This is a genomic window from Thermodesulfobacteriota bacterium, assembly GCA_040756475.1.
In the GTDB taxonomy this organism is placed as follows: Bacteria; Desulfobacterota; Deferrisomatia; order Deferrisomatales; family JACRMM01; genus JBFLZB01.
The window spans coordinates 1-12,472 of record JBFLZB010000133.1 but is presented as its reverse complement, the minus strand read 5'-3'; the positions used below and the strand labels follow the sequence as shown (position 1 = coordinate 12,472).

Sequence of the window (12,472 nt, the reverse complement as noted above, 5' to 3'; positions counted from 1 at the left end):
CTAGCGACCGGAAGTCGCCGGCGCAACCGAAGACGGGCACCGTCGTTCCCTCCGCGGGGGCCGGACCTTGCGCAGGGGGCGGACCGCAGTACCGTTCGGGGAGGCCTGAGGCTCTACCCTCCCTCGCCACCGGAGGAATCAACTATTTTCGGGTGCGCCAGCGCCACCAGGAGGCCTTGGCCGCGGGCCGCGCGGTTCAGCGCGCGCCGGCTCCCGGGGGCGCGCACGAACTCTCGGAGCTCGTGCGGGACGAGGGCGGCGGCGTCGCCATCGCCAAGGCCCAGATGCTCTTCTGGACCGTGCTGACCCTCACCCTCTTCGTGGCGAAGAGCCTCCTCGAAGGAAACCTCTGGGAGGTGCCCTGGCCCATGGTGGCCCTCATGGGGATGGGCCAGGCCGGATATCTCGCCCCCAAACTCCGCTCGGAAGAGGCGGCGCCGCCCGCCGCTCCCCCGGGGGGGGCCGGGAGAGCCGAGGGGGCCTGACCATGCGCAACCATCCGTGGCGCATCGGGGAGGCGCCCCGGACTGGCACGGGGCGCGAGGGTACACCGTGCCCATCGAAATCGGCAGCGGGACCGACAGATCCGGCGGACCTGCCGGAAAGGGGGAAATGCCCGTGAAGATCGCCACGTGGAACGTCAACTCGGTGCGGGCGCGGCTCGACCACCTGTTGCGCTGGCTCGACCGCGCGAAGCCTGACGTCCTTTGCCTCCAGGAGCTCAAGGTCCAGGACGCGGACTTCCCCTTCGACCCCCTGCGGGAAGCCGGCTACTTCGCGGCCGTGGCGGGGCAGAAGACCTACAACGGCGTCGCGGTGCTCGCCCGCGACGCGCCCGCCGATCCCGTCGTCGGCCTGGCCCACCTGCCCGCCGACCACCCCCTGAATGCCCAGCGGCGGCTCTTGGCGGCCACGGTGGAGAACGTGCGCGTGCTCTCGCTCTACCTTCCCAACGGGGAGGCCGTGGGAAGCGAGAAGTACGCCTTCAAGCTGGCCTTCTTTCGGGAGTTGCGCGCCTACCTCGACCGGGAGTGCTCCCCGCAAGCCCCCCTCATCCTGTGCGGCGACTTCAACGTGGCGCCCGAGGCCCGGGATGTCTACGACCCCGAGGGCTGGGAAGGCAGCGTGCTCTGCTCGGCGCCCGAGCGCGCAGCCCTGGAGGAGCTTCGCGCCTTCGGGTTCACGGACTGCTTTCGCCGGCACCACGAGGAGGGGGGGCGTTACTCCTGGTGGGACTACCGGGGCGGGGGGTACTGGAAGAACCAGGGCCTGCGGATCGACCACCTCTGGACCACCCCACCGCTCGCCGCCCGATGCACCGCGAGCGACGTGGACGAAACCCCCCGCAAGTGGAAGAAGCCCTCCGACCACGCCCCCGTGTGGGCCGAGTTCGGGCCGGCGGGTTGAGGCCGGACTCGAGTTTCCGCAAGTCCCGAAGTCGGATCACGACACTGTCGCGACGTTTCGGAGAAGGGCAGGTAGCGCTTGCCCGTGCCGGTGAAGTCGCTGAAGAGCTCCACCACGTGGCCCACGTCGACGACCACCAGGAAGGGCGGCCAGCCCTCGTCGCTGGGCAGGGCCTCGGCGTACTGCTCGGCCTGGCCCCGGGCGGCCGATCCCCGAAGCTGCGCCTTGCGGGGCTACGACGGGGTCGGTGCCGCCGCGGGCAGGGTCACGTCCTCGTAGACGTCGTCCATCCCGCAGGAGAAGCCCACGCTCGCGAGCTCTACGCGCTCCCCTTCCCCATAGGGGTGGAGCACCCAGCGCCCTTCCTCGTTTCGGCGAAAGCACTCCACGCTTCGGCTCTCGGCGTCCACGAGCACGTACTCGCGAAGGTCCTCGATCCGGCGGTACCAGGCGAACTTGCGGCCCCGGTCGAAGGCCGCGGTGCCCGGGGAAAGGACCTCGATCACGAGCAGGGGGTGCTCCTTGAAGAGGTCGCGTTTCCGGTCGAGCTCGTCGCAGGTGACGAAGACGTCGGGGTAGAAAAACGGACCCTCGGCCGCGACCCGCACCTTCATGTCCGCCACGTAGGCCCGACAGGGGCCGCCGCGCAGGTGGGCACGGAGCATCGCCGCCAGGTTGAGCGCGATCGTCACGTGGGCGTCGGTGGCCCCCGACATGGCGTAGACGAGCCCCTCGACGTACTCGTTCTTCTCGGGACGGCCCTGCTCCCACCCCAGGTACTCGTCGGGGGTCATGGGCGCGGCGGGCTGGGGTAGCGGCATGGCAGGCCTCCGGGTACGAGGGTGCACCGGAGTATCCCCGCCCGCTGGGGGCCCGTCAAGGCGGGCTGGCCCTGCGGGGCCGCATTGCCCTTGTAGGAGCCGGCTCCTGCCGGCGACCCGGCCGCAGGCCGGTCCAGTGCGGCCCTGCGGGGCCGCATCGCCTGCGGGAGCAGGCTCCTCCAGAGCGCGGGGCAGGCGGTCAAACAGGGGAAGGAGGGCCCTGGGCGAGGCGGCGCAGGATGTCCCAGTAGGCTCCCCGGGCCCCGGCGGCGATGGCCTCTTCGAGCACCCGGTTGGCGTTGTAGTTGTAGTTCTGCTCCTTCTTCGTCGGGTCGGCGAAGAGGAACCGGGGGTCGTTCCCCGCGTGCTCTGCGACGATGGCCGGGAGCTCGTCGCCCAGGGCGGGGGAGAGGTAGAAGGCAGGACGGGCGAGGTCGGGGCCGCCGGGCCCCGGCAGGGGCCGAAGCCCCTCAGGATGGGCGAGGGCGGTCTGGGCCAGCGCCGTGCCGGGGTAGACCCTCACGCCCACGGAGAGGCCGACCCGGGGCGCGTCGACGCGCCGCATGAACGAGATCGCTTCTTCCAGGGTCTGGCGGGTCTCCCCGGGCCCCCCCAGGAGCAGGTCGAACAGGAAGGGCAGCCCGGCCGCCCGGCAGGCCTCGGCCGCTCCGAGGAGGTCCTCGGGGCCGTGGTCGCGGCCGAGGCGGGAGAGCTGGCCCGGGTCGGCGTGGTCGGCCCCGAAGTCGATCCCCGCACAGCCGGCGCGGGCCATGGCGAGGGCGAGCTCGCGGGAGAAGGGCCGGGGAGCGCAGTAGGCGTACCACCGGAGCCGGCTGCCCATCCCCGCGGCCGAGATCGCCTCGCACACGGCCAGGGCGTGGTCGGGGGGCAGGTTGAACTCCGAGTCGCAGGTGTGGAGGTGGTCTGCCCCCTGGGCCAGGAGAGTCCGGAGCTCGGCCACCACCCTCTCCGGCGCATGCAGGCGCACCCGGTTCCCCTTCGCCAGGGGGTCGGCGCAGTAGGTGCACCTGCCGGCGCAGCCCCGCTTGGTCTCGAACCCGAGCTGGCCCCCCTCCCGGAAATAGCGCCCGTTGTCCATCCAGCGCCGGGAGGGGAAGGGGAGCTCCGCCAGGTCGCCGAAGGTGCAGGGGTTCGCCCGAAACCCGGAGCCCGTACGGCGCACCAGCCCGGGCAGATCGTCCACGGGCCGCCGCTGGGCGAGCCGGGCCGCGAGGGCGGGGAACCCGAACTCCCCCTCTCCCCGAAGCCCCAGGTCCGCCCCGCAGAGCTCCAGCACGGCCTCGGGCATCACCGAGAACCCCACTCCCCCCAGGATCACCGGAGCGCTCGTGGCGGCCCGGAGCTCGGCGACCACCTCGGCCATCTGGGGCAGGAAGAAGTCCTGGCCGCCAAAGTAGCAGTCGTCGGTGTTGCGCAGGGTCACCCCCACCACGTCGGGGCCGAAGGCGTCCGCCACGGCCGCAGGGACCTCCGGCTCCAGGCACAGGTCGAGCACCCGCACCTCGGCGCCCCGGGCGGCCAGGGCATCGGCGAGGTAGTCGAGGCCCAGGGGCGCGACGGGCGGCCGGATCCGGTTGGGATTGACGAGGAGCACGCGCATGGGTCGCCCTCGGCCAGGCGTTCGGGGAGGAAGTCCATCTGACCACCGCGAGGTTTGGCCGTCAACCGGCGGGCCAGAACCGACGGCGCCAGGGATCTCACCCCCTGCCGGCCGCCTCTTCGCCTTGCCTTTCCGATGGATGATGGTAGAACCCCTCTGGCTTTCCCTCCCCCGGGCCGACGACCACCCCACCACACACCACCGCCGGCCGTATGAGAAGAGGTGAGAATCCATGGCTACCGATCCCGTCTGCGGCATGGAGGTGAGCCGGGAGACCCCGCACCGACTGGAGCGAGGCGGGCGGACGATCTTGTTCTGCAGCTCCCACTGCCGGGAGAAGTTCCAGGGGGGCTCCGGGGGGCAAGAAGGTGCGGCGCCGCCCCGACGGAGGCCCCACGGCGTGGCAAGCGAGGACGCGGTCTACACGTGCCCCATGCACCCCGACGTGAGACAGGAGGGTCCCGGGAATTGCCCCAAGTGCGGCATGGCGCTGGAGCCGGTGGAGCCCCCGGCGCCGGCGAGCCGGGTCGAGTACACGTGCCCCATGCACCCCGAGATTGTGCGGGACCGGCCGGGGTCCTGCCCCAAGTGCGGCATGGCGTTGGAGCCACGCACCGTGGCCGTAGAGGAGGAGAACCCGGAGCTCGCGGACATGACTCGGCGGTTCTGGGTGAGCCTGGTGCTGAGCCTGCCCGTCCTGGTGATCGCCATGGGGGGCCACGTCCCGGGCCTCTCCGGCTGGCTCTCGGGCCTGGCTACCCGGCAGGCGCTCAATTGGGTCGAGTTGGTCCTGGCCACCCCGGTGGTCCTGTGGGGCGGCTGGCCCTTCTTCGTGCGATTCTGGAACTCGCTGGCCAACCGCAGCCTCAACATGTTCACCCTGATCGGGCTTGGCGTCGGGGTGGCGTACCTTTACAGCGTGGTGGCCGCGGTGCTCCCCGGGCTCTTTCCGCCCTCGTTTCGCGGGGCCGAGGGCCACGTGGCGGTCTACTTCGAGGCCGCCGCGGTGATCACCACGCTCGTGCTCCTGGGGCAGGTGTTGGAGCTGCGAGCCCGCAGCCGCACCGGCGCAGCCATCCGGGCGCTCCTCGGTCTCGCACCCAAGACCGCCCGCCGCGTCCGCGAAGACGGGAGCGAGGAGGACGTTCCCCTCGAAGAGGTCGAGGCGGGGGACAAGCTGCGGGTGCGCCCCGGCGAGAAGGTCCCCGTGGACGGCGTGGTGCTCCAGGGCCGGAGCAGCGTCGACGAGTCGATGCTCACGGGGGAACCGCTCCCCGTGGAGAAGGCCCCCGGAGACCCCGTTACCGGCGCCACCATGAACCAGACCGGGTCGTTGATCATGGAGGCGCAGCGGGTGGGGGCCGAGACCCTGCTCGCCCAGATCGTCCAGATGGTGGCCGACGCGCAACGAAGCCGCGCCCCCATCCAGAAGCTGGCGGACCTGGTCGCCGGCTACTTCGTGCCCGCGGTGGTTGCCGTCGCTGCCTTGACCTTCGCCGTATGGGCGTTGGTGGGCCCCGAACCCCGCATGGCCCACGCGATCATCAATGCGGTGGCGGTGCTCATCATCGCGTGCCCCTGCGCACTGGGGCTCGCCACCCCCATGTCCATCATGGTCGCCACGGGCAAGGGGGCGACCCTGGGGGTACTCTTCAAGAACGCCGAGGCGATCGAGCACCTGCGCCGGGTGGACACGCTCGTGGTGGACAAGACAGGGACCCTCACCGAAGGCAAGCCCCGGCTCGTCTCGGTGGAGCGGGCGGAAGGCCGGGAGGAGGCGGAGCTGCTCCACCTGGCGGGGAGCCTGGAGCGGGGGAGCGAGCACCCGCTGGCGGCGGCCATCGTCCGAGGTGCCGAGGAGCGGGAGGTGGCCCTGGCAGCCGTGGAGGACTTCGCGTCCCACACCGGGAAGGGGGTCACGGGCCGGGTCGGGGGCAGGGCGGTGGCACTGGGCACGCAGGTGCTCCTGGCGGAGCTGGGGGTCGATCCCGGGCCGCTGGCGGCGCGGGCGGAGTCCCGGCGCGCCGAGGGCCAGACCGCGATGTACGTGGCGGTGGACGGCGTGGCGGCGGGCCTTCTCGTTGTCGCCGACCCCGTCAAGGAGTCGACCCCCGAGGCGATCGGCCAGCTCCACGCGGAAGGCATCCGGATCGTCATGCTCACCGGCGACAGTCGCACCACCGCGGAAGCCGTGGCCCGCACGCTCGGCATCGACGAGGTGCGCGCCGAGGTGCTGCCCCAGGACAAGGCCGCCAAGGTCAAGGAACTCCAGGGACAAGGCCGTTTCGTCGCCATGGCCGGCGACGGGATCAACGACGCGCCCGCCCTGGCCCAGGCCCAGGTGGGGATCGCCATGGGAACGGGGACCGACGTGGCCATGGAGAGCGCGGGGGTGACCCTGGTGAAGGGCGACCTGCGGGGCATCGTCCGGGCGCGCGCCCTGAGCCGGGCGACCATGAGCAACATCCGCCAGAATCTGTTCTTCGCCTTCGTCTACAACGCCTTGGGGGTGCCGGTCGCTGCGGGTGTGCTCTACCCCTTTGCCGGCCTCCTCCTGAGCCCCATGATCGCCGCCGCGGCCATGAGTTTCAGCTCCGTCTCGGTGGTGGGAAACGCGCTACGGCTTCGCGCCGCCAAGGTCTGAGCGCGGCCCCGGGCCTCACCCCCCCTGTACCCTGTAGGCCCCCGTCCCCGGCGGCTGCCGGTACCACCCCGGGTCCCGGTCGTAGCTCTCGAGGTCGTCGCGGATCTTGATGATGGTGAACATGCCGCCCATCTCGATGTTCCCGTAAGGGCCATCCCCCATCATCATAGGCAGGGTGTTGCGCGGCCCGGGCATGTGGGCCGCCATCGCCTGCATCTCGGCCATCCCATGTTCCCCCATGGCCATGTACCCGGGCACGAGCGCCCCGATGCGCTCCTCCAGGCCCTCCTGGCTCACCCCCAGGAAGTTGGGCAGCCCGTGGGCCATGGGGTTCATGGTGTGGTGGGACTTGTGGCAGTGGAAGGCCCAGTCGCCGGGGTTGTCGGCCACGAACTCGATGTCGCGAGTACTGCCCACGGGCACCTGGATCGTGGTCTCGGCCCACCGGGCCGTGGGCAGCAGCGGGCCGGCGTCGGTGCCGGTGACCCAGAAGTGGTGGCCGTGGATGTGGATGGGGTGCTCGTCCATGCTCAGGTTCGCGAGCCGGATGCGCACCCGGTCGCCCGTGCGGGCGAGCAGGGGCTCGGTGGCGGGGAAGACCACGCTGTTGAAGGTGAAGAGGTTGAAGTCGAGCATGACGGAAGGGTCGGGCCGAAACGTGCCCGGGTGGATCGCCCAGGCGTGGGTCATGAGCGCGAAGTCCCGGTTCACGGGAGGCGCGGAGGGCTCCCGGGGGTGGACGATGAAGAACCCCATCATTCCCATGGCGAGCTGGAGCATCTCGTCGGCGTGGGGGTGGTACATGAGGGTGCCCGACTGGCGCAGGGTGAACTCGTAGGCCCAGGTCTCCCCCGGGGGGATGTGGGGCTGGTTGAGCCCCCCCACCCCGTCCATGCCGTTGGGCAGCAGGACCCCGTGCCAGTGGATCGTCGTGTGGCTCGGGAGGCGGTTGGTCACGAGGATGCGCACCCGGTCCCCCTCCACCGCCTCGATGGTGGGGCCCGGGGTACTGCCGTTGTACCCGTAGGCCTTCACCCGCATGCCGGGGGCGAACTCCCGCTCCACCGGCTCCGCGACCAGGTGAAACTCCTTCGCCCCGTCCTTCATCACCCAGGGGAGGGTATTCCCGTTGGGGGTCACCACGGGCACGTAGGCGCCGGCAGTGGAAGGAGATCCGGGAGAACCGGAAGCAGCCCGGGCCAGGCCGGGCGCTCCGGCCAGCAGGGCAGCCGAGGCGAGCACCTCGCGGCGGGTGAGCCCGGTGGACATGGTCAGCCTCCGTGGTGACGGGGGTGCCCGGGCGCCGGGGCCGGGGGCAGGGCACGAAAGAACTCCTCGGCTTCCGCCTCCCCGGGCCGCGGCGGCGCCGGGGGAAGGGGGATCTCCCGGCCCACGGCCCGCTCCAGCTCGGCCCGCGCCTTCCAGTACCCGGCCAGGGCCTCGGCGTGGGCCTCCCGGGCCTCCAGTTCGGCGCGGCGGGCGGCCAGGAGGTCGAAGGGGCTCGCGAGCATGAAGTTGTACTCCCGCAAGGTGAGCTCCACGATCTCCTCCCGCAGGGGGAGCACCCCGTCGCGGTAGTGGGTGGCCAGGTACCGCCGGCGCAGGAGCCGGTCCCGGGCGGAGCGCACCTCCCCGCGCACCCGCATCGCCAGGGCGGCGAGCTCCTGCTGGCTCTGGCGCAGCCGGGCCTGGGCAGCGGCGATCTCGGGCTGGTGCTGGTGGAAGAGGGGGAGCTCCACCGCGGCGTTCGGCCCCAGGAGCCAGCCGCCCCCCGTCTCCCGCTCCCCGCCTACCCCAAACTCCAGGGAGCCGAGCCACCGCCAGTCCACCGCGAGCCCCAGGGCCCGGGCGCGGGCCCCGACCGTGATCCGGGCCGCCGCCAGGTCGAGCCGCCACGCCACCGCCTCGGACTCCAGGTGCTCCAGGGGAGGTTCGGCGGGGGGAGGCTCCGGGAGGCGGTCGGGGAGGGTCCAGGCGGTGCGGTGCCCCCAGAGCCCCAGCCGCACGCTCAGGGCCTCCCGCGCCGCCGCCTCTCGGGCATCTGCCTCGGCCGACGCGACCAGGGCGGTAGCCGCGCGGTCCCGCTCCCGGGCGAGCTCCAGGTCGCTCAGGTTTCCAGCTCCGCGGATCCGTTCGGCGAGCTCCAGGGCCGCAGCCGCCGCTTCGGCTGCCTGCCGGCGGGCGGACGCCACCCGCGCCGCCCCCATCACCTCGTAGTATGCCCCCTTTGCCGCCGCAGCGGCAGCCAGCGCGCGGTGGGCGGCTTCGAGCTTCGCCCCCTCGAAGCGGTCCTCCGCGAGTGCCCGGCGGGCGGGCAGGAGGAGCACGTCGAGCAAGCTCTGGCTCACCCCCAGGTCCCAGTTGGGCCGGCGGGGCTCCGCGTCGGGGAAGCGCACCGAGGCCGCCAGGGTGGGGTTGGGGAGAAGCGCCGCCCGGACCGCGTCGGCCTGGGCGATCCCGAGGTCCTCGTAGGCGGCCTGGAGGGACGGGTCGTTGAGGAGGGCGATGCGCGCAGCGGCATCCGCGGTGAGGGGCGCGGCGAGCAGGGCATCGAGGGCGCGGCCCACCTCGGGCGGCTCGCCCGGGGCTCGGTGCCAGACGGCCTCGTAGGAGCTTCGCTCGGCCACGGCGCGCCCCACGTCCGCGAACCCGGCGTCGGGGGGTACGTGGGCGCAGCCCGCCGCCAGGGCCGCCCCCACGAGGCACCCGACCGCCCCGGCGACGGGAGCTCTCACGGCCGGTGCCCTCCGTGGCCCTGGTGGGGCGCGGGCGGCTCCAACTCGGGGTCTTCGGCCTGTGCCGCGCTCGCGAAGGGGTTTGCCGGCGCAACGAATGGGGACTCCTCGGACGCAGGGTCGGCCGGGTGTCCGTGGGGCAGGGGCACCGACACGGGCGCCGCGGCGCACCCCCCCCACGCCCAGGCCATCCCCCCCAGCACGATCGCGATCTTTCGCACCGAACCTCCCCTCTTCGCCGAGCACGCACGCCAAGGCAGGGTACCGCCTCCGGCGGCCGGGGCAAGCCCGAGGGTGTACAGGAGTGTGCAGCTCTCGAGACTATTCAGCATGTGCGAACACAGGGACCCCGGGGGACGCGCCCCGACAGGGGGATAAAAGTCCAACGCGACCAGCAACTTGTGACTCGCCCCCACCGGTTGGCACGCCTCCTGCTTTTCACCTATGCCAAACGCGGCGATCCCACTCGCCCCCAACCAAAGGAGGTCTGCCATGAGAAAGACCCTGATTGCCCTCGTCGCCCTTGTCGCCCTCGCCACCGCCGGCACGACCCTGGCCGCCAGCGCCAAAGGAAGCTGCGGGTGCACCGAGGGGCCCACCTCCCAGACCCGCGTGCTCACCCCCTGGGAGCTCGGGCCGTAACCCCGTGGGGAGCGGCCCACCCGCTCCTCCAGCCGTCGACGCCGGCACGGTGACTCCATGCCGGCGTCGCTTTCCTTTTCCGAGTCGCGCTCGATCCCCTGCCCCCCGAGGCGGCGGCCGCGCCCCAACCCTGCGAGGACCCCGCCTCCAGGGCTCGCCGCCGAGCCGGAACCGAAAGAACGGTTGACACCCTCGCCCGGATTGGTACCGTACTGGCATCGTGGAGCGGCCTGGGGTGCCCGCGCTGGCCGGGGAGAGGGGACGATGCGATCCAAGCAGGAACGGATGGAACGGCTCGTGTGCGCAGAGCACTGCCGGTTTTTCAAGCCCTGGCAGGGCGAGAGCCGACGGTGCGGCGGTCACGCGTGGCTGTTGGAGCGGATTCGTGCCGACGAGGCGGTGTTGGACGCCCTGGAGAAGCTTCGGGGCGCCAGGCCCGTGCTCCCCTTGCGCGCGGATTCGCTCCTGCTGCGCACGATCTGCACCCGGTGCGAGTACTACCCCTACAACTGCCGGTACCGCAGCCCCGTTGTCCCCGCCCAGGCCAACCCGTGCGGGGGGGTGGTGGTCCTGGACCTCCTCTTGGAGCGGGGGCTCGTGGCGAGCAAGGACCTCTTCGATCCCCCCTGGCTCCGGGAGGCGGCGGGGGCGTGATCCCAGCCCACACGGCAGCGTCCCCCGCATCACGCGCCCGTTTCCCGACCGTTACTCCGGCTTCCTGCTCCGGGCCTGGAGAGGGCGTGGCCGAGGACCTGGTTGCCGTGGCCCGGCATCTTCGCATCGGGAGCGCGTGGGCCGGGCAGACGGCCTTTGCGGCCGTTCGCCGGGCATTTCCCGAGGTCGGGCCCCGGGAGGTGTTGCGCAAGGCCCGTCGGGGCGAGCTGTTGCGCAACGAGCGGCGCTGCGATCCCCTGGGACGGGTCGCCGAGGGCGACGTTCTCACGGTGGTCCTCCTGCGGCCGCCGCGGCACCCGCCCGCCACGCCGCTGCTCCGGGACGCCCGGGTCGAGACAGCGGCCGGGCCCTTTCGGGTGGTATGGGAGGACGCCGACTTCTTGGCCGCCTCCAAGCCCCCGGGATGCGCGAGCCACCCGGGGCTCAAGCGCTCGGGCGACACCCTGCTGGACCGGGTGCGCGCCTACTGGGGGGTCACGCCCGCCGACCCCTTCCAGCCCGCCCTGGCCAACCGGCTCGACATCGGCACCTCCGGGGTGGTGCTCGTGGGCCGCACCCGCTCGGCCCAGCGCCGCCTGGGGCGCGCCTTCCAGAAGGGGCTCGTGGGCAAGTCCTACCTGGCGCTCGTGCGCGGCTGTCCCGATCCCCCCGAGGCCGAGCTCCGGCAGCCCCTGGCCCGTTACCCCGATTCCCGGGACCGCAACCGCCTGCCTCCAGATCACCCGAAGCTCCGGGAAACCCTGCAGACGGCGGTGACCCGCTACCGCCTGCGGGAGCAGACCCAGTTCCCGCCTCGGGCCGCCCTGTTGGAGGTGGACCTGGTCACGGGGCGCACCCACCAGATCCGGCGGCACCTTGCCGGGGCAGGGCACGGGGTCGCCGGCGACCTCCGCTACGGAGACCCCGACTTCGACCGGGCGCTGCTGGAGGCAGCCGGCCTGGACCGGATGTTTCTGCACGCCTGGCGCGTGCGCCTGCCCCACCCCCGCACGGGTGAGCCCCTGGAGCTTGCCGCGCCGCTCCCGGAGGACCTGGAGCGCTGCCTCGCCCACCTGGGGCTCGCCGCGCCGGCGGCCTCCTGATCGCGTGCCCCATCCCTGGAAGGAGGAATCTCCCATGGCCTCCGGTTATCGCGTCCTCGTCACCTGCGACCTCGGCCCCGAGGCCCTGGAGCGGTTTTCCCGGCACCAGGGGTTCTCGGTGGTGGTCCAGGACATCCGGGATTCCCGCGTGCTCACGGCCGCGGTGGCCGGCTACCACGCCCTGGTGGTGCGCTCCAACGTGCGGGTCACGGCGGAGGCCCTGGCCGCCGGCACCGAGCTTCGGGTGGTGGGGCGCGCCGGCATCGGGGTGGACAACATCGACCTGGGGGCGGCGACGCACCTGGGAATCGCGGTGGTCAACGCCCCGGGGGGCAACGTGGTCACCACGGCAGAGCACGCCCTGGCGCTGCTGCTTTCCCTGGCGCGCAAGATCCCCCAGGCGTCGGCGGCGATGCGGGAGGGTCGCTGGGAGAAGTCGAAGTTCCTGGGGCGGGAGCTAAAGGGCAAGACCCTGGGCATCATCGGCGTGGGCCGCGTAGGCTCGGCGGTGGCCGAGCGGGCAGTAGGCCTGCGCATGCGGGTGCTGGGGTACGACCCCTACCTGCCCCCCGAGCGGGCAGCGCGGCTGGGCGTGGAACCGGCAGGGCTGGAGCGCCTGCTGGCGGAAGCCGACTTCCTCACGGTCCACACCGGCCTCACCCCGGAAACCCGGGGGCTTTTGGGACGGGACGCCCTGTCCCGGGTCAAGCCCGGGGTCCTCCTGGTCAACTGCGCCCGGGGGGGCATCGTGGACGAGGCGGCCCTGGCCGAGGCGCTCGCCTCGGGCCGGGTGGGTGGGGCCGCCCTGGACGTCTTCGAGGTGGAGCCGCCCCCCCGGGGGGCGC

12 protein-coding genes are annotated in these 12,472 nt (G+C 72.6%); 7 read left to right on the top strand and 5 right to left on the bottom strand.

The genetic code is table 11. The annotated features are described in order from the left end of the window. Window positions 1-152: 152 nt before the first annotated feature. Together AB1578_16740 and xth are read left to right on the top strand one after the other, a co-directional pair. Window positions 153-485, top strand: a complete 333-nt coding sequence (locus tag AB1578_16740; GenBank protein ID MEW6489550.1) for a hypothetical protein — start codon at window positions 153-155, stop codon at window positions 483-485. Between the two features lie 133 nt (window positions 486-618). Continuing rightward, on the top strand, window positions 619-1,407 hold the full coding sequence (xth, locus tag AB1578_16735) for an exodeoxyribonuclease III (GenBank protein MEW6489549.1): 789 nt from the start codon (window positions 619-621) through the stop codon (window positions 1,405-1,407). Window positions 1,408-1,640: 233 nt separating this feature from the next. On the opposite strand, the gene AB1578_16730 is transcribed toward xth, so the two are convergent. Beyond that, window positions 1,641-2,228: a Uma2 family endonuclease gene (locus tag AB1578_16730; GenBank protein MEW6489548.1), complete on the bottom strand. Its 588-nt coding sequence runs from the start codon at window positions 2,226-2,228 to the stop codon at window positions 1,641-1,643. Between the two features lie 199 nt (window positions 2,229-2,427). Then, a complete protein-coding gene (locus AB1578_16725) occupies window positions 2,428-3,849 on the bottom strand; it encodes a radical SAM protein (GenBank protein MEW6489547.1) in 1,422 nt (473 codons plus the stop codon). Between the two features lie 232 nt (window positions 3,850-4,081). On the opposite strand from AB1578_16725, the gene AB1578_16720 reads away from it, so the two are divergent. After that, on the top strand, window positions 4,082-6,493 hold the full coding sequence (locus AB1578_16720) for a heavy metal translocating P-type ATPase (protein MEW6489546.1): 2,412 nt from the start codon (window positions 4,082-4,084) through the stop codon (window positions 6,491-6,493). Window positions 6,494-6,508: 15 nt separating this feature from the next. Here the strand turns inward: AB1578_16720 and AB1578_16715 are convergent, their stop codons facing one another. Genes AB1578_16715 through AB1578_16705 form a run of 3 tightly spaced genes read right to left on the bottom strand, consistent with a single transcriptional unit; the run spans window position 6,509 to window position 9,449 of the window. Next, window positions 6,509-7,762 (bottom strand): copper oxidase, encoded by a 1,254-nt coding sequence (locus tag AB1578_16715; GenBank protein MEW6489545.1) that lies wholly within the window; start codon window positions 7,760-7,762, stop codon window positions 6,509-6,511. Between the two features lie 2 nt (window positions 7,763-7,764). Then, window positions 7,765-9,228, bottom strand: coding sequence for a TolC family protein (locus AB1578_16710; GenBank protein ID MEW6489544.1), 1,464 nt, complete (start codon window positions 9,226-9,228; stop codon window positions 7,765-7,767). Then, window positions 9,225-9,449, bottom strand: coding sequence for a hypothetical protein (locus AB1578_16705; protein ID MEW6489543.1), 225 nt, complete (start codon window positions 9,447-9,449; stop codon window positions 9,225-9,227). Before AB1578_16705 ends, AB1578_16710 begins: the two co-directional genes overlap by 4 nt. Window positions 9,450-9,720: 271 nt before the next feature. Between AB1578_16705 and AB1578_16700 the strand changes: the two genes are divergently transcribed. The 4 genes from AB1578_16700 to AB1578_16685 all read left to right on the top strand — a co-directional run. Further along, window positions 9,721-9,870 carry a hypothetical protein gene (locus tag AB1578_16700; protein MEW6489542.1) on the top strand — a complete coding sequence of 50 codons (150 nt, stop codon included), beginning with the start codon at window positions 9,721-9,723 and terminating at the stop codon, window positions 9,868-9,870. 264 nt (window positions 9,871-10,134) lie between these two features. Further along, window positions 10,135-10,524 (top strand): hypothetical protein, encoded by a 390-nt coding sequence (locus AB1578_16695; GenBank protein ID MEW6489541.1) that lies wholly within the window; start codon window positions 10,135-10,137, stop codon window positions 10,522-10,524. 86 nt (window positions 10,525-10,610) lie between these two features. Further along, window positions 10,611-11,627, top strand: a complete 1,017-nt coding sequence (locus AB1578_16690) for an RluA family pseudouridine synthase (protein MEW6489540.1) — start codon at window positions 10,611-10,613, stop codon at window positions 11,625-11,627. A 34-nt stretch (window positions 11,628-11,661) separates the two neighbouring features. Continuing rightward, window positions 11,662-12,472, top strand: an 811-nt coding sequence (locus AB1578_16685; GenBank protein MEW6489539.1) for a hydroxyacid dehydrogenase, incomplete at its 3' end; no start/stop codon positions are given.

What these genes read in the sequence shown, in the direction of transcription:
- AB1578_16730 (MEW6489548.1), bottom strand. Translation starts at nt 2,228, where the DNA reads ATGCCGCTACCCCAGCCCGCCGCGCCCATGACCCCCGACGAGTACCTG.
- AB1578_16700 (MEW6489542.1), top strand. Translation starts at nt 9,721, where the DNA reads ATGAGAAAGACCCTGATTGCCCTCGTCGCCCTTGTCGCCCTCGCCACC.
- AB1578_16725 (MEW6489547.1), bottom strand. Translation starts at nt 3,849, where the DNA reads ATGCGCGTGCTCCTCGTCAATCCCAACCGGATCCGGCCGCCCGTCGCG.
- AB1578_16715 (MEW6489545.1), bottom strand. Translation starts at nt 7,762, where the DNA reads ATGTCCACCGGGCTCACCCGCCGCGAGGTGCTCGCCTCGGCTGCCCTG.
- AB1578_16695 (MEW6489541.1), top strand. Translation starts at nt 10,135, where the DNA reads ATGCGATCCAAGCAGGAACGGATGGAACGGCTCGTGTGCGCAGAGCAC.
- AB1578_16720 (MEW6489546.1), top strand. Translation starts at nt 4,082, where the DNA reads ATGGCTACCGATCCCGTCTGCGGCATGGAGGTGAGCCGGGAGACCCCG.